The following is a 20,743-nucleotide window of genomic DNA, read 5'->3' as shown; positions in this document are numbered from 1 at the left end:
CACAACCACGCTCGGCCACGCCTCAATGCGTCGCGAACTTGATGCTGATCGCAGCCTTGGCGGTCAGGCCCGGGTTCGGCAGGGCGTTGAGATACTGCGTGTAGCGCTTGTCGAGGGCGTTCTGCAGGACGAAATCCGCGCGCACGCGATCGTTGACGATGTAGGACGCGAAGAAGTCGACGAGGCCGTAGGCCTTGGTGGGGAGGATGGTGGTGCCGGCCGGCAGGTCGGTCCGCGCCTCGACAAAGGTGAGGCGGCTGGCCACCGTGAGGTTGCCGTCGAGGAAGCGTAGACCCACCGTGGTGCTGAGGCGGTTCGGCGGGACGGTGACGAGCGTTTCCCCCGTGGCCCGGTCGCGCCCGTCCGTATGCGTCGCAGCGAGCGTGACGAAGCCGGCGCCCCAATCGTAGGCGCCTTCCAGCTCGACGCCCTGCAATTCGGCCTGGGCGATGTTCAGATACTGAAAGTCGCGCACCGGGATGACGCAGGGGAAGCGACCGGGAATGCGGGCGCAGATCGAGGCTGGAATGCCGGCGAGCGCGGGCACGAAGAAGGTCGGCCCGACCGACTGGATGCCGATGAAGTCGACCACCGTGTTGTGGAAGACGTTGAGCTTGGCCCGGAACACGTCGCCGGGCAGGAGTACGTCATTGTACTTCAGATTGACGCCGCCCTCGATGTTGTGGGCAGTCTCCGGGCGCAGGTTCGGGTTCGGCCGGATGCCGAAGGCCGGAAACGGGTGGATGCCCTGCACCAGCGTCTCGGTGATCGAGGGCGCGCGGTAGCCCTCGGCATAGGTGCCGTAGATCTCGAAGCCGGAGAGCGGCGAGACGCCGACGGTGATCTTCGGCGAGAGACGATCGCCGCTGGAATGGAAGCCGCCCCCCGAGAGGTCGTAATGGTCGTAGCGCAGCGCGCCGATCACCCGCAGCCAGGAACTGTAGCGGATCTCGTCCTGCACGAAGGCGCCGGCCAGACTACGCTCACCCGAGGGCGTGAAGGCCGCACCGAAGCCGCCGGCATTGTCGGTGGTGTTGACGCGATTGCTGACGAAATCGCCCCCGACGGTCAGGGCGTGCGAGAGCGCCCAGGTGTCGAAGCGGGCGGTGTTGTGGACGTCGAAACCCGTGGTCTCGAGATCGTAGGTGATCCGGTTGCCGGCCCGCGCGCCGAGCGTGCCGTAGACGCCGCTCGGCGAATCCTGAAGGAAAGTCAGGTCGTTATGCGTCGTGGTGTAGTAGCCGCGGATGCTGAAATCGACCAGCGGCACGTCGGGCCGGGCGAAGCGATAGCCGAGGGTGTAAGTGTCAGCCTGCACCGCGTTGGTGAAGCGGGCGCCCGCGTTGCTGGTGCCGGCATTGGCGAAATCGAAGCGCTGCAGCAAAGCCGTGCCGGAGATCGCGTGGCCGTCGGCGGGGCGGATGTTGATCTTGGTGAGTCCCGAGGTCAGCTCGTTGCCGGTATCGGCGATGCGGTTCCCGAGCCCGTCGCGGTAAGGACCGTTGTTGCGGAACACGAACTGCCCGAACACGTCCGCGGCGGTGCCGATGCGCGCGCCCATGGCTGTGGAGTTGAGGAAGCGTTGGCCGTTGGTGCCGAAACCCTGCTTCTGCACCACGCCCGCCCGCTCGTCGGGGGCGAGAATGTCGTCGATGGAGCGGGTGCGGAAGGCGACGACGCCGCCGATGGCGCCGGAGCCGTAGATCGTCGCCGTCGGGCCGCGGGTGACGTCGATGCCGCCGACGAGTTCGGGATCGAGGTAGAACACCCCGTTGGCGCTGTGGCCCGAGGTCTGGAAGTCCTGGCGAGCGCCATCGACCAGCACGTTGACGCGGCTGAAATCCTGAAGGCCGCGGATGTTGATGGCCTGGGCCGGGTCGTTCGGGTTCTCCTGCGTGGTCACGCCGGGCACGTCGCGCAGCACCTCCGAAAAGCGGCTCGGCTGGATGCGGTTGATCTGCTCACGGGTGACGACGCTGCTGCCGGCGAGCGCGTCGATGACGGCGCCCTCCGTCTTGGTCGCGGTGACGGACAGCGTGTCGAGGCTCACCTCCTCGACCGGCTCGGTGGCACGCGCCACGGTCGATGCGTCCGGCTGTGCACCGACGGGCTGGGCCTGCGCGGCCGCGAGGGCGAAGAGCGAGGTTCCGAGTGCGAGGGCAACGCGAAGCGAGAGCGACAACATCCGAGTATCCGACCACGCGGGAAAAGGGCGGCTGGCTGGCGGATGGCTGGCTTGCGCGACGCCTGGACTGAACCGGGGATCGGGACCCAGTCAATGCAACGTGAAGCGTTGCGATCTGGTCCAATTCTCAACTATCTCCGGAAGTCTTTCCAAGTGTTCCAGTCTTGGAATTTTTTATTTAAGTCTGTGACCTGGCGGTGACACTTCTGCGCGGCAGAAGGAAGGGGCTGCCCCCCTCCGGCACTTGCCCGACGCGCCACGGCACGCCGAACACGCGGGCGACGAGATCGTCGGACATCACCGCCGCGGGCGTCCCCCGCGCCACGATCCGACCCGCCTGCATCACGATCAGCGTGTCGGCATAGGCCGCCGCGAGGTTTAGATCGTGCAGGATCGCGACGATGGCGGTGCCGGTGGCGGCCAACTCCGCCGCGACGTCGAGGAGCGCCGTCTGATGGCGCAGATCGAGGCTCGCGGTCGGCTCGTCGAGGAACAGCACCTGCCGCTGCGCCAGGGTCCGCCCGGCCGCCAATTGGCACAGCGCCCGGGCGAACTGGACCCGCGCCTGCTCGCCGCCCGAGAGCGTCGGGTAGGCCTGATGCGCGAGGTGGCTCGCATCGGCCCGGCGCAGGCTGTCGGCGAGGATGGCGTCCCGCGCGCGCCGATCGAGACCGCGGCCGATGCCGTCGAGACCGATCCGCGCCACCTGCGCGGCCGAGAACGGGAAGGCGAGCCGAAGGGCTTGCGGCATCACGGCCCGCATCGTCGCGAGCCGCCAGGGTGGGATGGCGCCGACCGCTTCCCCCTCATAACGGATGCGGCCGCGGCTCGGCGGCAGTTCGCCGCTCAGCAGCCGCAGCAGGGTGGATTTCCCGGCGCCGTTCGGCCCGACAATAACGTGGATCCGGCCCGGCGCGATCCTCAGGGCCACATCCTGAACGAGGGGGCGTGCCCCCACGAGGTAGGCGACGTCATCGGCGCAAAGGCATTCAGCCATCGGCCAGCGCGCCCCGGCCGAGCAGCAGCCACAGGAAGACGGGCGCGCCGACGATCGCGGTGACGATGCCGATCGGCAACTCGGCCGGGGCGACGACGAGGCGGGCGACGATATCGGCCAGAACCAGCAGCGCCCCGCCGAGCAGGGCGCAGGCCGGCAGCAGGCGGCGATGCTCCGGGCCGATCAGAAGGCGCAGCACATGCGGGACCACGAGGCCGATGAAGCCGATCACCCCGGCCGCGGCCACGCCCGCACCCACGGCCAGGGCGACGAGCAGGATCACGATGCGCTTCAGCCGCTCCACTGCCACACCGAGATGGAACGCCTCCGCCTCGCCGAGCACCAGGGCGTTGAGCCCGCGCCCGAGGAACGGAACCGTGATGAGGATCGGCAGGATCGCGGGCGCGCTGGTCATCACCTTGGTCCAGGTGGCGCCGGACAGGCTGCCAAGCGACCAAAAGGTCAGGTCGCGCAACTGCCGGTCGTCGCTGGCATAGACGAGAAGCCCGGTGAGCGCCCCGGCCAGGGCCGCCAGCGCGATGCCGGCCAGCAGCATCGTCGCGACCGAGGTGCGCCCGGACCGGGTCGCGACGCGGTAGAGGCCATAGGTCGTGGCCAGCCCGCCGATGAAGGCCGCCGCGGGCAGAGCCACGTAAGGCATCGGCCCGGCCCGATCGAGGGCGGCCAGGAGCCGGTCGCCGAGCACGATCACGCTGGCCGCGGCCAGCCCTGCCCCGGCCGACACGCCGACCAGGGCCGGATCCGCGAGCGGGTTGCGGAACAGCCCCTGCAGCAGGGCGCCCGAGACGGCGAGCCCGGCCCCGACCATCAGGCCGAGCAGCATGCGCGGAAGGCGTATGTTCAGGATCACGAGGGCGTCCCGCGCGAGCGACGGATCGCCCCCAGCAGGGGCACCGCCGTGCCACAGGATATCGAGGATGCGCAGGGGCGGGATGCGGATCGCACCGAGGCCCAGCGACAGCAGCAGGATCGCGGACAGAAGCAGGCCGAGCCCGGCGAAGATCGCGATCGCTGCGCGGCGATCCTCAATCACCCGCCAGATCCGGGTAGACCGCCCGCATCAGCGCCGTGGCGGTCTCCGGCGTGCGCGGTCCGAAGCCGAGCAGGGCGAGACCGTCCATGGCAATGAGTGCGCGCTTGGCGGCCGGCGTCTGCGCCAGCGCCGTGCCCTTGGCGAAAACGGTCTCCGCCGCGAGTCCGTGCCCCTCGTTCGACATCACGATCACCGCATCGGGTGCGGCGGCGATGATCGCCTCGTCGGTGATCGGCTTGAACCCGCTAAGGCCGGCGGCGGCGTTCTGGAGGCCGGCAAGCGCGAGGATGCAGTCGGCCGTGCTGTCGCTTCCGCCGGCCATCACGCGCCCGCCCGCGAGCGACAGCACCACGAGGGCACGTGCGGGCCGGGTGATCCGGGCGCGGCGTTGGGCCAGCGTCGCGAAGTCCGCCGCGACCGTCCGGCTCAGTTCCTCGGCTTTCGCCTCGAGTCCGACCTGTTGACCGACCGCTCGGATCTTTTCCAGCACGCCCACCGCCGTCGGCGGCTCGGCGATGATCGCGACCCGAATGCCGGCCTCCCGGATCTGGTCCAGGACGGCGGGCGGCCCTGCTCCCTCAGCGGAGAGGACGAGGTCCGGCCCGACCGAGAGAAGCCCTTCCGCCGAAAGCGCCCGCAGATAGCCCGCATTCGGTTTCTCGCGCAGGACTTCGGCCGGATAGACACTGGTCGTGTCGACGATCGCGATCCGCGGTCCTGCACCGAGGCGCCACAGGATTTCGGTGACGGCCCCGCCGATCGAGGCAATCCGCACGGCCGACGGCGCAGCCCATGCCGGGCGGCTCGCCAGACCGGCGCCGAGCAGAGCCCCGAGGATCACCCGGCGCGAGAGATGCGGCGAAGAAACGTTCGAGATCATTTGGTGAGGATCAGCTTGTTGTTGCTGGTGATGCGGAGGCGATAATTCGATCCGTCATGGACGATCACGATCTCACGGCGTCCCTGCATCAAAACATCGGAAGTGATCACTGGATCGGCCGCCCGGTGAGACGGAACCGAACGGCGGTCGTCTTCTGGACGCGTTTCAAGATCCGTTACAGTGAATTCGGGCATGGTTAGAGAGATCGTTTCATTTTATCTATCGTAGTTCTAAACTATGGAACCGTTTGCCAATGCGGGTGAAACAGTGGTTAGCCGCAATGCTGTCATAGAACAAGCTGTGGGTGGCGATGATCTTGGCGCGCCGGTGGTTGCCACACACGCCGATCCTCGCGGCTCTCCGCATCTCGACCCTGGTGACGTTTGGCATCGCTTTCTCGTCCGCGGTCGCCCGAACCCGGCGGCACGGGCGTTCGAGTCGAAGCGTCAGGCCGTGGGTGCCCGGCAGCCGTCATCGGTACGGACGTCGTCGCGACACGGCACGCCGATGTCGCGTCCTCGATCCTCTCAGGTTCGCCCGCGGCTGATCGCCGAGCCGGCCGGGTCTCATCATGACAATGCCGGGTGTCCGCGACGCGGATAGTGCCGGGCGAGCGTCCAGGGAGACGGCATCCTGCCGGCACAGCGTTAGACCCTGGCCAGCTGCGGTGCCTCCGGGGCCGTGTTTGCGCCAGCGTGCGGGTTTGCAAGGATCAGATTTGCTACTTACGTTGAATATGTACTGTAATTGGAATTTATCTCAGATTATTACTGATAAATTAATGAGTTATGATTCGAAAATACCGAATTTTAACTGCCATAGGCATAGATCGCCAGACGGCTCGCGTTCCGCGAAATCGTTGGAATTGTTTACCATTTGATGGTTATGCGTTGGCCCGTGCGTGCCTGCCGAATTGAAAACTGCGCGTGATGCTCAGCACCCAAGCTCTGCCATCTCGCGCTCCGATGTGGAGATCCGATGATGGACGCACTGCTGGTCGATGACAGCGCGACCATGCGCCTGCGCCTGCGCGGCCTTCTGGAGGCTGAGCCGGATGTGATGGTGACGGACCATGCCGATCCGGCGGCGGGGCTGATGGAAGCGACCATGCGCGCCTTCGATCTCGTCGTGGTCGATTATCACATGCCGGCCATGGATGGGATCGAGTTCATCCAGAGCCTGCGGAAGGTCCCTCACTACAACCTCGTGCCGATCGTCATGGTGACGAGCGACGTCTCCGACTCGGTGCGTCTTGCCGCGCTCGATGCCGGTGCGACCGACTTCATCGACAAGTCCATGCGCGGCATCGAACTCACCGTCCGGCTGCGCAACCTCATCCGCTTGGCCCAGGCCGTCCGGAAACTGGCGGAGCAAGCCACGTGGCTCGATGGCGAGGTGGAGATGGCGCTCCGCCATCTGCGCGAGCGCGAGGAGGAAATCATCTTCCGTCTGTCGCTTGCCGTGGAGTATCGCGACAACGACACCGGCGATCATACGTGGCGCGTGGCGCGCTACAGCCAGATCGTGGCCGAGGCCCTCGACCTCGCGCCGGATTTCTGCCGGAACCTGTATCTCGCAGCACCCCTGCACGACGTCGGCAAGGTCGCGATTCCGGACGGCGTGCTGTTGAAGCCGGGTCGGCTCGATCCGGAGGAATTCGCCCTCATCAGGACCCATGCCGCAATCGGCAAGCGCATTCTCGGGGATAGTTCATCCGAACTGATCAGCCTTGCGGCTGAAATCGCGGAAGCTCACCACGAAAAGTGGGACGGCAGCGGCTACCCGCATGGGCTTGCGGGGACCGATATCCCCCTCTCAGCCCGCATCGTGGCCGTGGCCGACGTGTTCGACGCCCTCACGACGCAGCGTCCCTACAAGGGCGCCATGCCGTTCGAGGACGCTCTGGACTGTATTCGGGCCGAGAGCGGACGGCATTTCGACCCCGCCTGCGTCGAAGCCTTCTGTTCGCGCTGGCCGGATATTCTCATCGTCGGAGGCCAGAACTACGCGCTCAGCCGTCTGCACAACCAGCAGGCGACGGAGCCGTGGGCGCGCGTGCCGATGCTGCTTCGTGAGATCGCCAAGTCCTGATGGACGGCGGCCTCCGGCGTCGCCGACATTCGGTCCCGGTGGGATGGGGACACCGGCGTTTCTTCACGCCGCATCGCCGATCACCATTCCCTCACACGGGTAGCGTCCGGCCGCCCGAACCTCTAGTCGGCGCGGGGGCGTCCGGCGCTCCGCGAGAGGGAGGCGCCGAGAGGGATGCCGATGGACCAAGCGAAGCCCAAAGAACGGGTCAGGATCGCCCGGGCGGGCGCGGGACGGCCGGGCTACGTCACGGTGAAGGGCGCGCGGGAGCACAATCTGCGCGACGTCGATGTGGAGGTGCCGCGCGACGCCCTCGTCGTGTTCACGGGCGTCTCGGGTTCCGGCAAGTCCTCGCTCGCCTTCGGTACGCTCTACGCGGAGGCCCAGAGGCGCTACTTCGAGTCGGTCGCCCCCTACGCGCGCCGGATGATCGATCAGGTCGGGGTGCCCGACGTCGATTCCATCGAGGGTCTTCCCCCGGCCGTCGCCCTTCAGCAGCAGCGCGGGACGCCCAGCGCGCGCTCCTCGGTCGGCAGCGTCACGACCCTGTCGAGCCTCGTGCGGATGATGTATTCGCGCGCCGGCACCTACCCGCCGGGCCAGCCGATGCTCTACGCGGAGGATTTCTCGCCCAACACGCCCCAGGGCGCCTGCCCCTCCTGCGGCGGGCTCGGACGGGTCTATCAGGCGACGGAAGCGTCGATGGTGCCCGATCCCTCGCTGACGATCCGCGAGCGCGCGGTCGCGGCCTGGCCGCAAGCCTGGGGCGGGCAGAACCTGCGGGACATCCTCGTGAGCCGGGGCGTCGATGTCGACACGCCCTGGAAGGAGCTGCCCAGGGCACTCAGGGACTGGATTCTGTTCACGGACGACCAGCCGCAGGAGCCGGTCTATGCCGGCCTCTCACCGGAGCAGACGCGGCTCGCCCGTCAGCGCCGCCTCGAGCCGAGCTATATGGGCACGTTCACCAGCGCCCGCCGCCACGTGCTCGGCACCTTCACCAACTCGCAGAGCGCCCTCATGCGCCGACGGGCGGCGAGCTACCTCGTGAGCGAGGATTGCCCGGTCTGTCAGGGCAAGCGCCTGAAGCCCGAGGCGCTTTTGGTCACCTTCGCCGGGCTGGATATCGGCGAGCTGTCGCGCATGCCGCTCGCCGATCTGGCCGAGGCGATGCGGCCGGCGGCCGAGGACCAGCTGCCCGACGCGACGGACGGCCCTTCAACGGAGATCCTCGACCGCGATACCGGCCTGCGGGATCGCGCCCGCCGCGCCGCCTCCGGGGCCTCGGTCCATGCGAGCGCGCCGGATGTGCGCGCGACGCCGAACCTCTCCATCGAGAAGCGGTTGGCCGCCCAGCGCCTCGCCGCCGACCTTATCGACCGGATCGGAACGCTGACGGAGCTGGGCCTCGGCTACCTGTCGCTGGACCGGGTGACCACGACCCTGTCGTCGGGCGAATTGCAGCGCCTGCGCCTCGCCACCCAGCTCCGCTCGCAGCTCTTCGGCGTGGCCTACGTGCTCGACGAGCCCACGGCCGGGCTGCACCCCGCCGACGGCGATGCCATGCACGACGCGCTGGCCGGGCTGCTCGCCTCGGGCAATTCACTGTTCGTCGTCGAGCACGACATCGGCACGATGCGCCGCGCCGATTGGCTCGTCGATGTCGGCCCGGCCGCGGGCGAGCACGGCGGCACCGTGCTCTATAGCGGCCCGCCGGACGGCCTGCGCGCGGTGGAAGCGTCGCGCACGCGCCTTCACCTGTTCGGCATGGCCGAGCCGCCGCAGCGCCCGCGGCGGGAGCCCTCGGGATGGCTGCGCCTGGAAGGCGTCGTCCGCAACAATCTGCGTGGGGTCTCGGCGGCCTTCCCGCTGGGCTGTCTCACCGCGGTGACTGGCATTTCCGGCTCCGGCAAGTCGAGTCTCGTGAGCCAAGCCCTGTTGGAACTCGTCGGCGATCGCCTCGGACGGCCCGTCGAGATCGACGACGAGCCGGAGGATCCGCTCGACGACGCGCCGGGCCCGACCGAGGGGCGCATCGTCGGCGGCATGGAGGGCATCCGGCGTCTGGTGAAGGTCGATCAGAAGCCGATCGGACGCACGCCCCGCTCGAATCTTGCCACCTATACCGGCCTGTTCGACGCCGTCCGCAAGCTGTTCGCCGCCACCCCTGAAGCCCGCAAGCGCCGCTACGACGCGGGCCGCTTCTCCTTCAACGTCGCGAAGGGCCGCTGTCCGGCCTGCGAGGGCGAGGGCTTCGTCAGCGTCGAACTCCTGTTCATGCCGAGCGTCTACGCCCCGTGCCCGACCTGCCATGGCACCCGCTACGCGTCTGACACGCTGGAGGTCACCTGGAACGGGCTGACCATCGCGGACGTGCTCGGGCTCACCGTCGAGCGTGCCTGCGACGCCTTTGCGGACGAGCCGTCCGTGCTGCGGCCGCTCGCCGTGCTGCGGGATCTGGGCCTCGGCTATCTTCGCCTGGGCCAGCCGGCGACCGAACTTTCCGGCGGGGAAGCCCAGCGCATCAAGCTCGCCACGGAGCTTCAGCGGGGCCAGCGCGGCGGTACGCTCTACGTTCTCGACGAGCCGACGACCGGGTTGCACCCGACCGACGTGGACCGCCTCATGCTCCAGCTCAACGGGTTGGTGGATGCGGGCAACGCCGTGGTCATGGTCGAGCACGACATGCGCGCCGTCGCCGGGGCCGACCACGTCATCGATGTGGGGCCGGGCGCCGGCAACCTCGGCGGCACCATCGTATCGGCCGGCCGCCCCGAGGCGGTGGCCGCGGCGCCGCCGAGCCGCACGGCCCCGTATCTGCGGGAAGAGCTCGAAGCCTATGCGGGCCAGGAGGCGTTATCACCGCCCCCCGGCTGAGCGACCGGCAGTCGACGCCGTGTTTCGCTGCGCCGCGGGTATCATTCGGCCGCTTCGCCGCCGCCCTCGATCAAGCGCAGGCTCCGGCGCAGGCTCTGCGGTGGGTGGCCGAAGGCGCGCAGAAAGGCGCGGCGCATGCGGTCGCGGTCGGTGAAGCCGGTGTCGCGCGCGACCACGTCCAGGGAGTGGCGGCCGTTTTCGAGCATCGCCTTGGCGGCCTCGAGCCGCAGCCGCTCCACGGCCTTGGCGGGGGATTGACCGGTCTCCTCGCGAAACACCCGGCTGAACTGGCGCGGGCTGACGCTGGCCGCCTCCGCCATCTCCTCGACGGTCAGCGGGCGGCGCAGGTTTTCCTTGGCATAGACCAGGGCACGGCGGATCCGATCGGAGCGCGGTTCCAGTTCGAGCAGGGCCGAGAACTGTGACTGGCCGCCGGGGCGGCGGTGATAGACGACGAGCTTGCGAGCGATGGCGCGTGACAGCTCCGCGCCGTGGTCGTCCTCGATCAGCGCCAGCGTCAGGTCGATCGCCGCGCTCATCCCGGCCGAGGTCCAGACATTCCCGTCGGCTACGAAGATGCGGTCGTCATCGACGCGGATCAGCGGGAAGCGCTCCTGCATGTCGCGGGCATGAGCCCAATGCGTCGTCGCCACCCGGCCGTCGAGCAGCCCGGCCTCGGCCAGGGCGAAGGCTCCCGTGCAGAGACCGGCAACGCGTCGCGAGGTTCGGCCGGCTTCGGCGATGTACTCACGCAGGCCCGGCGAGAGCGGGCGCGGCTGCAACTCGCCGACCACCATCAACGTGTCGGGGGCGTCCGCCAGCGGCACCGTTTCGATGCCGATGCGCAGCGAGGAGCGGACGGTGCCGCCCCGCTCCGACATGACGCGAAGCCCATAGGCCTCCCGGCCGAGATCGGTGTTGGCGAACTCGAACGCCGACAGGGCGGCGAGCCCCATCACCTGGAAGCCGTCTTCGAGGATGAACCCGACCTGCCGCATCCGGTCCTCCGCCGCATGTCCGATTTTGACGTTTATACGTCATTCAGGACATCGCCGTCCAGGCGTAGGGTCATGCCATCGCCAGCGCCGGGCAGGCCGGTCGGGCTTCACGACAGGACCCACGATCATGACCCAGGGAACCGTGCTCATCACCGGCGCCTCCTCCGGCATCGGTGCCGTCTACGCCGACCGCTTCGCCGGACGCGGCCACGACCTCATCCTCGTCGCCCGAAACAAGGCGCGGCTCGATGCCGTCGCCGAGGATCTCACCCGTCGCCACGGCGTGACCGTGCGGGCCGTCGAGGCCGATCTGACGGACCGGGCGGGGCTCGCCGCAATCGAGGCGATCCTGAAGGACGAGGCGGGCATCACGCATCTCGTCAACAATGCCGGGTTCGGCTCCGCCGCGCCGCTCGCTGCGGCCTCGGTCGATGAGATGGAGCGGATGATCGCCATCAACGTCACCGCGCCGATGCGCCTGACCTACGCGGCGGTGCCGGCCTTCACGAGCCGCGGAACGGGCACGATCATCAATATCGCCTCGATCGTCGCCATCGGGCCCGAGGTTCTGAACGGGGTCTATGGCGGCTCGAAATCGTTCGTCCTCGGCTTCAGCCATTCCCTGCGCAAGGAACTCGCGGGCACCGGCGTCGCGGTGCAGGTGGTGCTGCCGGGCGCCACCGGAACCGAGTTCTGGGACGTGGCCGGCCTGCCCGCGAGCCACCTGCCGAAGGAGTGGGTGATGTCGGCCGAGGATCTGGTCGATGCGGCCCTGGCCGGCCTCGACCGGGGCGAGTTCGCTACCATTCCCTCGCTTCAGGACGCGGCCGAATGGGACGCCTGGGAGGCCGCACGCGCGACCATGCTGCCGCATCTTTCGAGTGCCGTCCCGGCCGCGCGCTACCGCGCCGCTTGAGCAAGCATCGGGGCGTGAAGGAGCAAGTTCGTTCGCCGATCATCCGGCGCGCGGACCTATCCGCTTCGATGTCCGGAATTGCCGTGTTTACGGCGTTGCCAATTGTCGAGCCGTCATCGACCATGGATCATGAAACGCGAAGACTCGAGGGAGTCGGTTGATGATCAGCCTTTCGATCAATGGCCATCAACATTCGATCGATGTCGATCCGGACACGCCGCTTCTGTTCGTGCTGCGTGACACGATCGGCCTCACCGGCACGAAATACGGTTGCGGCATCGGCCAATGCGGCGCCTGCACCGTGCTCATCGACGGGCAGGCGATCCGATCCTGCCAGATGCCGGTCGAGAGCGTCGGTGCGCAACCGGTGACCACCATCGAGGCGATCGAGGCCGATCCGGTCGGCGCCCGCGTGGTGGCGGCTTGGGTCGGGATCGAGGTGCCGCAATGCGGCTACTGCCAGTCGGGCCAGGTCATGGCCGCGAGCGGTCTCCTGAAGGAGACGCCGAACCCCACCGAAGACGAGATCGCCGCCGCCATGACCAATCTGTGCCGTTGCGGCACCTACAACGCCATCGCCGCCGCCGTGCGGCAGGCCGCGGCCTGAGGAGGCGGGGATGAACGATCTGACGCCCCATCACCGCCTCGGTCTCGCTTCCAGCCCGGCATCGGAGCCGGTGCGCAACCTCTCGCGGCGTGGCTTCCTCGGGATCGCCTCGGGCGCCCTCCTGCTCGGCATCGATCTGCCGAAGGAGGCCGCGGCGCAGACCCGCGCGGAAGGTCCGGCGGCGGTGGCAGCAAAGCCCGGCACCCGCGTGGCCGCCTTCCTCGAAATCCGTACGGACGGCAGCGTGCGCCTGCTCAGTCCCTTCGTCGAGGGCGGCCAGGGCATCAATACCGGGCTCGCCCAGACCATCGGCGAGGAACTCGACCTCGACCCTGCCCGTTTCGCGGTGGAATGCGCCCCGCCCGGCCCCGACTACGCCGTCGTCAACGGCCTGCGAATGACCGGCGGCAGCTTCTCGACCCGCTCCAGCTTCGAGGCGATGCGCCGTCTCGGCGCCACTGCCCGCGAGATGCTGCTGCGCGCCGCCGCCGCGCGGCTGGCCGTGCCGCAGGACAGCCTGACGACTGATGACGGCCGGGTGATCCACGCCGCCTCCGGCCGGACGCTCGGCTACGGCGAGGTGGCGCAGGCCGCCTTGGCGCTCCTGCCCCGCGACGACGTCGCGCTGAAGGACCCGAAGGACTTCCGCTGGATCGGCCGGCCGGTGGCCCGGCTCGACATGCGCGACAAGGCGACGGGCCGGGCGACCTACGCCATCGACATCCGCCTCGACGCGATGCTGCACGCCGCCGTGCAGCATGCGCCGCATCTCGGCACCGAGCCGCGGGCGATCGCCAACGAGGCGGAAATCCGCGCGATGCCGGGTGTCCACTCGGTCCATCGCCTGCCTGGCGCCGTGGCGGTGGTCGCCGATTCCTGGTGGCGGGCGCGCAAGGGCGCGGAGGCCCTTCAGGTCGCTTGGAGCGAGCCCGCGGCGGAGGGCATTGCCACGGTCTCCGCCGCGTTCTCCTCCGCGGCGATGCTGGCGGCCCTGAAGGGCACGACCGAGCCCGGCCTCCCGGCCGAGCAGGAGGGCGACCCGGACGCGGCCTTCGCGAAGGCCGCCAAGGTGATCGAGGCGGAGTACGACGCGCCCTACCTCGCCCATGCCCAGCTCGAACCGCCGTCGGCGGTCGCCCGGTTCACGGCGGATGGCAGCCTCGATCTATGGGTGCCCAACCAGATGCCGGAGCTGTTCCAGGGCGTCGCGGCGAAGACCGCGGGACTCGACCCGGAGCAGGTGCGCATCCACTCGCCGATGCTCGGCGGCTTCTTCGGGCGCCACTTCTTCTACGGCCCGGCCACCCCCTTCCCGCAGGCGATCCTGCTCGCCAAGGCGACCGGCCGGCCCGTGCGGGTGCTGTGGTCGCGCGAGGAGGAGTTCCGCATGGACGCGGTGCGGCCCCTCAGTTTTGCCCGCTTCAAGGCCGCGCTCGGGCCCGACGGGATGCCGGTGGCGCTCCGGACCACGGCCGTGGGCGAAGGCCCGATCGGCCGCTGGTTCGGTGCCCTGTTCAAGTCGCCGGTCGATTCTTCCGTCGTCGAGGGCCTCGACAAGAAGCCCTACGCCATCCCGAACCGGCAGCTCGACTATGTGCGGGTGCCCCATCCCGTCACGATCGCCTTCTGGCGCTCGGTCGGCCACTCGATGAACGACTATTTCTACGAAAGCTTCCTCGACGAAATCGCTGCGGCCGGGGGCCGGGATCCGTTCGACCTGCGCATGGCGCTCCTGACGGACAGCCCGCGCCACGCCACCCTGCTGCGGACAGTGGCGGAGCTTGCCGGGGGCTGGCGGCGCGGGCCGTTTACGGCCGAGGACGGCACGCGCCGGGCACGGGGCGTCTCCATGGCCTCGCCCTTCGGCTCGGAGACGGCCACCATCGCCGAGGTCTCGCTCACGGACGGCGAGGCGCGGGTGCACGACCTCTGGATCGCCATCGATCCGGGCAGCGTGGTCAATCCGGCGATCGTCCGGCGGCAAGTCGAGAGCGCGGCGGCGCTCGGCCTCTCCTCCACGCTTCTCGAACAGGTGGTCTACGAGAACGGGCAGCGGCAGGCGCGGAACTTCGACAGCTACCCGATCCTCGACCGAACCCGGATGCCGAGGGTGCACGTCGCCATCGTCGAGAGTGGGGCGCCGATGGGCGGCATCGGCGAGCCGGGCCTGCCCGGCGTGCCGCCTGCCGTGGTCAACGCGGTCGCGGCGCTGACCGGGCAGCGGGTGCGTAGCCTGCCGCTCGCCAAGACGCGCCTGTCCGGTGTCTGAGGGCGGCGGCATGGCGACTCCCCTGGCCCCAGCAACAACGGAGGCACCCGCGGTCCCGGTGCCGCGGTTCGACTACCTGCCGGTGGCCCTGTTCGGCTCGGTGATGGGGCTGACGGGCTTGAGCGTCGCGTGGCGCCTCGCCGCCGCGCGCTACGGCCTGCCCATCCTCGTCGCCGATGCGATCGGCTGGGGGGCGCTGCTCACCTTCCTTACCCTGGCATTGGCCTACGGCGCGAAGGCGGTCACGGCTTGGCCGGCGGTGATGGCCGAGTTCCGCCACCCGATCGCCGGCAACCTGTTCGGCACCGTCCTGATCAGCCTGCTGCTCCTGCCCTTCGTGCTGCACGATCTCAGCCCGGCGCTCGCGGCGGTGGCCTGGATCGTCGGCGCGGGCGGCATGGCACTGTTCGCCGTCCTCATCGTCAGCCGATGGATGGGCAGCCGCCAGCAGCTCGCCCACGCGACCCCCGCCTGGATGGTGCCGGTGGTCGGCCTCCTCGACGTCCCGCTCGCCGCCCCCGCCCTGGGCCTGCCCTATACGCAGACGCTGGCGATGGCTGCGCTGAGCATCGGGCTGTTCTTCGCCGTCCCGCTCTTCACCCTGGTCTTCGCCCGCCTCGTCTTCGAGGAGCCGCTGCCGCCGGCTCAGCGGCCGACGCTGATGATCCTGGTCGCGCCCTTCGCCGTCGGCTTCTCCAGCTACACGGCGACCTTCGGGCGGATCGACGCCTTCGCCGAGGCGCTGTTCTTCGTCGGCCTCTTCGTGTTCGTGGTCTTGCTCGGCCGCCTGCGCGACCTGCCGCGCTGCTGCCCGTTCCGCGTCTCGTGGTGGGCCGTCAGCTTCCCGCTCGCCGCCATGGCCGTGGCGGCCTTGCGCTATGCCGAGCACGTCCGCGCGGTCCCCGCCGACATCCTCGCACTGGCGCTGCTCGCGCTGGCCACGGCGGTCATCGCCGCACTCGCGGCCCGCACCCTCGTCGGCATCGCGCGCGGCGAGCTGCGCCGGCTGGCCGGCTGACGGGACGGTTCTTCGCGCCCCGCCCAGTTCGGCCGAAAGCGCGGAGTCGGCGGGACACCATGTTCCGGCCAGCTTTCCGGGAGAAACGCGTCACGAATCGTCCCGGTCGTCGCTCAACGCGAACCGCCGGCGATTGCCGCACCGCAACATTGATGTATGGCGGGCGCTCAACGACGACAGGCGCAGGCGAGACCATGCCGGGCACGGACAGCTTTACCCTTCAGGACCACGTCAACATCGTCCTGGCCGAGAACATCGCACCGTCGGCGGTCGAAGTCCTCGCGCGGGCGAGCCTTCACGAGGTGCAGCGCCTGCCGCGCGCGATCGGCCCGGCGGATGCCGCGGTGCTCGCCGGGGCGCATGTCCTCGGCATCCGCTCGCGCACGCAGGTGACGACCGGCCTGCTCGATGCGGCCCCCTCCCTCGTCGCCATCGGCTGCTTCAGCGTCGGCACCAACCAAGTCGATCTCGATGCCGCCCGAGCCCGCGGCATCCCGGTCTTCAACGCGCCCTTCTCCAACACCCGCAGCGTCGCCGAACTGACGATCGGCGAGATCGTGATGCTGCTTCGCCGCATCACGCCCCGTTCCGCGGCGGCGCATGACGGCGGCTGGGACAAGTCGGCGGAGAACTCCTACGAGGTTCGCGGCAAGACGCTCGGCATCGTCGGCTACGGCAATATCGGCGCCCAGCTCTCGAACCTCGCCGAGGCGATGGGCATGCGGGTGATCTTCTTCGATCTCACCGACCGGCTGCGCCACGGCAACACCGAGCCGGCCGACAGCCTCGACGCGCTGCTGGCCGCCAGCGACGTGGTGAGCCTGCACGTGCCGGAGACGCCGCTCACCCACGGGCTCATGAGCGCCGAGCGCATCGGCCGGATGAAGCCCGGCGCCTACCTCATCAACAACAGCCGCGGCACCGTGGTCGATCTCGACGCGCTCGCCGTCGCGCTCAAGGAAGGCCGCCTGCGGGGCGCGGCGGTCGACGTGTTCCCCGTCGAGCCGCGCTCCAACGACGAGCGCTTCGTCTCGCCGCTCCAGGGCATCCCGAACGTGATCCTCACCCCGCATATCGGCGGCTCGACCGAGGAGGCGCAGGACCGCATCGGCTCGGAGGTCGCGCGCAAGCTCGTCGATTACGTCGAGACCGGCTCGACCCTGGGGGCCGTCAACTTCCCGCAGGTGCAGATTCCGCCGCGCGTCGGCGGCGTGCGCTTCCTGCACGTGCACCGGAACGTCCCCGGCGTGCTCGGCCACGTCAACCAAGCGTTTGCCCGCCGCGGCGTCAACATCACCTCCCAGTACCTTCAGACCGAGGGCGAGTTGGGCTACGTCGTGGTGGAGGCCGACGCCGCCCCGGTCGATCGCGCCGGCATCCTCACCGAGCTCGACACCATCGACGGCACGGTGCGCACCCGCCTGATCCAGGCCCGGATCGCCTGAGGAATCCTTCGAGCCATGAGCGCGACCGGTCTCCCCCCCGATCTTCTCGCCCGCCTCGACACCCTGCTGGGACCGGGCGGCCTGCTGACGGACGAGGCCGATTGCGCGCCCTTCGCCATCGACTGGCGCCGCCTGTTTCCGGGTAAGCCCGCCGCCGTCGCGCGGCCGGCGAACACGGAGCAGGTCGCATCCATCGTCGGCCTTTGCCGGGAAGCCGACATCGCCCTGGTGCCCCAGGGTGGCCATACCGGGCTCGCCGGCGGGGCCACCCCCGACGGCTCGGGGCGCCAGCTCGTGCTCTCGCTCGCGCGGATGAACGCGGTCCGCGCGGTCGATCCCGTCGGCCTCACGATGGAGGTCGAGGCGGGCTGCGTGGTTCAGGCGGCGCAGGCCGCGGCCGAGGCCGCCGGGCGGCTGTTCCCCGTGAGCTATGGCGCGGAGGGCTCGGCGATGGTCGGCGGCATGATCGCCACCAATTCCGGCGGCATCAACGTGCTGCGCTACGGCATGACCCGTAACCTCGTGCTCGGTCTCGAAGTCGTGCTCGCCGACGGCAGCATCGTCGATGGCCTGCGTTCCCTCCGCAAGGACAATGCCGGCTACGACTGGAAGCAGCTCTTCATCGGCAGCGAGGGGACGCTCGGCATCGTCACCGCGGCGGTGCTGCGCCTCGTGCCCCGGCCGCGCCACACCGAGACCGCCCTGCTGGCGGTGCCCGACCCGGAAGCAGCCCTCCGGGTGCTGGCCGCTGCGCAGGACGGCCTCGGCGACACGATCCAGGCCTTCGAACTGATTTCGCGCTGCTCCTTCGATCTGCTGGAGCGCTATGCCGGCCTGCCGAGCCCGCTGCCGCCCTCCCCCTGGTGCATCCTGCTCGAGGCGGGATCGAGCCTCTCGGGCCTGCGGGACGCGGTCGAGGGCACGCTGGGTGAAGTTCTGGAGCGGGGCTACGCCGTGGACGGCGTGCTCGCCGAATCCAAGGCCCAGGCCGCCGGCCTCTGGGGCCTGCGCGAGCGCATCACCGAATGCGAGGCGCACCAGGGCAAGTCGGTCAAGCACGACGTCTCGGTGCCGATCCCGGCGATCCCGGCCTTCCTGGAGGCCGCCGACCGGGCGCTCGCCGAGGGCGCACCCGGCACCATCCCGAACGTGTTCGGCCACATGGGCGACGGCAACCTGCACTACAACGTGCTGATCGGACCCGAGCATGACAGCGCCGCGATCAACCGCCTCGTGCACGACGTGGTCGATCGGTTCGCCGGCAGCATCTCCGCCGAGCACGGCATCGGCCAGTACCGCGTCGACGAGCTGGCCCGCCGCCGTCGGCCCGAGGAAATGGCTTTGGCCCATCGCCTGAAGCGAGCGCTCGACCCGGACGGCCTGCTCAATCCCGGCAAGGTTCTGCGGGTCTGAATCCCGCTTCCTTGCTCGGCAACAGGACAACGCCGAAGGTTGCAATCCACTCAGGCGATGAAAGTCCCTAATCCGAGGCCGCTGCGGTCACCCCGGCAATGATGCCATTCAGCCGACAGGTTTTCCCGCACTGGCCAGGGCGCGCCTGACCGTCGAGCGTGCCGCATCGATGGCCACGTTGGCGGCGCCAAGGGTGCGGAGTTCGGTCGGCTTGTTCAGCGCATGGCGGGCAATGCTGCCCGCGAGGTCGTCCACCTCACCCGCCATTGCCTTCAGACGCTCACGGTCGGTTTCGCGGCGGGCCTCCGAGCGGAGTTCCAGCAGGCGCGCCGTGGCCACTTCGATCCGCTCCCGGCGCTTGCGCCCGATGCGCTGCCGCAGCCAAGCGGCCGTGGACCCGACACCACCGCCGAAAATGGCCACGAGATAGATCCAGCTCTCGTAGCGCTCGATGAAGGTCTCCTGTTCGCGCTCGTAGTAATCGAGGGCGCCCGGATGGATCGGCAGGCGGGCGCTCGTGGCGTCGGCCGTGTCCTCGTAATCCGGGTGGCTGACCTCCTCGGCCGCAGGTACGGAATCGGCCAGAGCCGCACGCATCTCGAACAGGTGCTGCGTCACCTCGGCGGCGAGGCTGCGCGACAGGTCGGCCCGCGCCATCAGACGATAGGACGAGCCCACGGTCGCGACGTCCTCGGCCGGGAGGCGGGGATTGCCGCCGTAAAGGGCGGCCGGAACCGTAATGGGCTGCAGGCGCGGCCAGCGCGCCAGCACAGCGGGCGCGTCGGGTACGCCGATCAACGTGACCTCGCCGTCCTCGCTCGCCTCGCCCACCAGGCCCATCACCCGCCGCGCGGCGGGGGAGGTGGGCGTCGTCACGAGCACCATCGCGTCGATGCGCCCGTCACGGAGTGCCGCCGTAACGTCGGCCTCCTCGATGGGAACCAGGGCTACGGTCTTACTCCCCAACACGCCGCCCGGTGCGTCGGTCTGAAGCTCCAGCCCGTGGTGAGCGATGAGGTCGCGGAGCAGCGCGCGGTCGGCCGTCCGGCTCGCCAGCATGCCCAATCGCTTGCCCGCGAGATCCGAGATGGTCTTGCTTCCGGAGGCGCCCGGCGCCGCGACGAAGGCGGCGAGCTTCCGCAGGACCGCGAGGGTCAGGCCGTTGCCGGGCATCACCACGTCCGGCCGCACCACCGCGAGGTCCGCCTTGCCGGCCTTGAGCGTCTCCGCGCTCTCGCGCACCCCGCCGAAGGCAACGACCTTCAGCCGGATGCCAAGCTTCCGCCGGGCAAGCTCGTCGGCGTAGGCCCGCAGCAGAGCCGGCTCAGTGCCGCCGCTCGGGGCGACCGCGATGGTCAATGTCGTGGGGCGGGTCAGGTGAACGGCCGCGACGGTGAGAAGGACGAGCAGGAGCCCCAAGCCGAGAGGAAGCCACACTCCAGAGCCGTCCGGAAACGCCAGCTTACGCACACCTGCTCCCCAACCCCATCGGGCCGTCTGGCCGCGGCGACCAAGTGGCGATGCGCCGACGGTTTTCGAGGGGACCGACCACCTGCACCCGGATCCCGACGAGATGCTTATGAGACTGGCACGGCTTTCGGCGCGAACGCCAACGCATTCGGGCGCAGCGTCGGAGCGCGGTCTCCTGAGGGCCATGCAAACCCAAGCGAGGAAGTGTTTCCCACCATCCAAGTCCCCGTCGCACGGACTCTGCCGACGACCTGACGCGGGCCGCGCCCTCAGCCCATTCGCCCACAAGGTTTATCGCCTTCGCAGCCGCGACGAGCGTATTCGGTCGCCTCAGAATGGGCGGCGATGCGCTCCGCGCTAGGATCGGGTTGGCTTGCGCCGGTGATTTCGCGATCGGCTTTGCCGTCCTGATTTCAGGAGATCGCACAGCAAGCCAGCGTGGAACGCTGGCGGGGTATGCTCCACATGCAGTTTGATATAATGACAATCTGACGTAAGGCCTGCACTATATCGCCTGAAATCA

The 20,743-nt window shown here is 69.3% G+C and carries 15 protein-coding genes; 8 read left to right on the top strand and 7 right to left on the bottom strand.

Going from position 1 to position 20,743, the window contains the following annotated elements; all coding sequences use genetic code 11:
* Positions 1–22: 22 nt before the first annotated feature.
* From ASF53_RS08365 to hemP, 5 genes are all read right to left on the bottom strand, one after another.
* Positions 23–2,185, bottom strand: a complete 2,163-nt coding sequence (locus ASF53_RS08365) for a TonB-dependent hemoglobin/transferrin/lactoferrin family receptor (protein WP_056196886.1) — start codon at positions 2,183–2,185, stop codon at positions 23–25.
* A gap of 178 nt (positions 2,186–2,363) precedes the next feature.
* Positions 2,364–3,182 (bottom strand): heme ABC transporter ATP-binding protein, encoded by an 819-nt coding sequence (locus tag ASF53_RS08360; RefSeq protein WP_056196884.1) that lies wholly within the window; start codon positions 3,180–3,182, stop codon positions 2,364–2,366.
* Positions 3,175–4,236, bottom strand: a complete 1,062-nt coding sequence (locus tag ASF53_RS08355; RefSeq protein WP_502690568.1) for a FecCD family ABC transporter permease — start codon at positions 4,234–4,236, stop codon at positions 3,175–3,177. The genes ASF53_RS08360 and ASF53_RS08355 overlap by 8 nt, the downstream gene beginning before the upstream one ends.
* On the bottom strand, positions 4,229–5,116 hold the full coding sequence (locus tag ASF53_RS08350; RefSeq protein ID WP_056196880.1) for a heme/hemin ABC transporter substrate-binding protein: 888 nt from the start codon (positions 5,114–5,116) through the stop codon (positions 4,229–4,231). The genes ASF53_RS08355 and ASF53_RS08350 overlap by 8 nt, the downstream gene beginning before the upstream one ends.
* Positions 5,113–5,310 carry a hemin uptake protein HemP gene (hemP, locus tag ASF53_RS08345; RefSeq protein ID WP_056196877.1) on the bottom strand — a complete coding sequence of 66 codons (198 nt, stop codon included), beginning with the start codon at positions 5,308–5,310 and terminating at the stop codon, positions 5,113–5,115. Before hemP ends, ASF53_RS08350 begins: the two co-directional genes overlap by 4 nt.
* 787 nt (positions 5,311–6,097) lie before the next feature.
* Here hemP and ASF53_RS08340 point away from each other — a divergent pair.
* On the top strand, positions 6,098–7,207 hold the full coding sequence (locus tag ASF53_RS08340) for an HD domain-containing phosphohydrolase (RefSeq protein ID WP_056196874.1): 1,110 nt from the start codon (positions 6,098–6,100) through the stop codon (positions 7,205–7,207).
* 180 nt (positions 7,208–7,387) lie between these two features.
* Entirely contained in the window at positions 7,388–10,084 is a 2,697-nt protein-coding gene (locus ASF53_RS08335; protein WP_056196871.1) for an excinuclease ABC subunit UvrA, read from the top strand.
* A 41-nt stretch (positions 10,085–10,125) separates the two neighbouring features.
* On the opposite strand, the gene ASF53_RS08330 is transcribed toward ASF53_RS08335, so the two are convergent.
* The gene (locus ASF53_RS08330; RefSeq protein ID WP_056196869.1) at positions 10,126–11,082 is read right to left on the bottom strand and encodes a GlxA family transcriptional regulator; all 957 of its coding nucleotides are present in this window, start codon (positions 11,080–11,082) and stop codon (positions 10,126–10,128) included.
* Between the two features lie 127 nt (positions 11,083–11,209).
* Between ASF53_RS08330 and ASF53_RS08325 the strand changes: the two genes are divergently transcribed.
* The 6 genes from ASF53_RS08325 to ASF53_RS08300 all read left to right on the top strand — a co-directional run bounded on the left by ASF53_RS08325 (position 11,210) and on the right by ASF53_RS08300 (position 18,750).
* Positions 11,210–11,998, top strand: coding sequence for an SDR family NAD(P)-dependent oxidoreductase (locus tag ASF53_RS08325; RefSeq protein WP_056196866.1), 789 nt, complete (start codon positions 11,210–11,212; stop codon positions 11,996–11,998).
* A 160-nt stretch (positions 11,999–12,158) separates the two neighbouring features.
* Positions 12,159–12,605, top strand: coding sequence for a (2Fe-2S)-binding protein (locus ASF53_RS08320; RefSeq protein WP_056196863.1), 447 nt, complete (start codon positions 12,159–12,161; stop codon positions 12,603–12,605).
* Positions 12,606–12,615: 10 nt separating this feature from the next.
* Entirely contained in the window at positions 12,616–14,874 is a 2,259-nt protein-coding gene (locus ASF53_RS08315; protein WP_056196860.1) for a xanthine dehydrogenase family protein molybdopterin-binding subunit, read from the top strand.
* A 10-nt stretch (positions 14,875–14,884) separates the two neighbouring features.
* Positions 14,885–15,892 (top strand): SLAC1 anion channel family protein, encoded by a 1,008-nt coding sequence (locus tag ASF53_RS08310; protein WP_056196856.1) that lies wholly within the window; start codon positions 14,885–14,887, stop codon positions 15,890–15,892.
* 194 nt (positions 15,893–16,086) lie between these two features.
* Positions 16,087–17,337, top strand: coding sequence for a phosphoglycerate dehydrogenase (gene serA, locus ASF53_RS08305; RefSeq protein WP_056196853.1), 1,251 nt, complete (start codon positions 16,087–16,089; stop codon positions 17,335–17,337).
* Positions 17,338–17,352: 15 nt separating this feature from the next.
* Positions 17,353–18,750 carry an FAD-binding oxidoreductase gene (locus tag ASF53_RS08300; RefSeq protein ID WP_056196849.1) on the top strand — a complete coding sequence of 466 codons (1,398 nt, stop codon included), beginning with the start codon at positions 17,353–17,355 and terminating at the stop codon, positions 18,748–18,750.
* Positions 18,751–18,858: 108 nt separating this feature from the next.
* Here ASF53_RS08300 and ASF53_RS08295 read toward each other — a convergent pair whose 3' ends face one another.
* On the bottom strand, positions 18,859–20,187 hold the full coding sequence (locus ASF53_RS08295) for a TAXI family TRAP transporter solute-binding subunit (protein WP_286134231.1): 1,329 nt from the start codon (positions 20,185–20,187) through the stop codon (positions 18,859–18,861).
* Positions 20,188–20,743: the final 556 nt, after the last annotated feature.

It is taken from the genome of Methylobacterium sp. Leaf123 (assembly GCF_001423405.1).
Classification (GTDB): domain Bacteria; phylum Pseudomonadota; class Alphaproteobacteria; order Rhizobiales; family Beijerinckiaceae; genus Methylobacterium.
The sequence above is the reverse complement of the archived record's forward strand: the minus strand, read 5'-3'. Positions and strand labels throughout refer to the sequence as shown.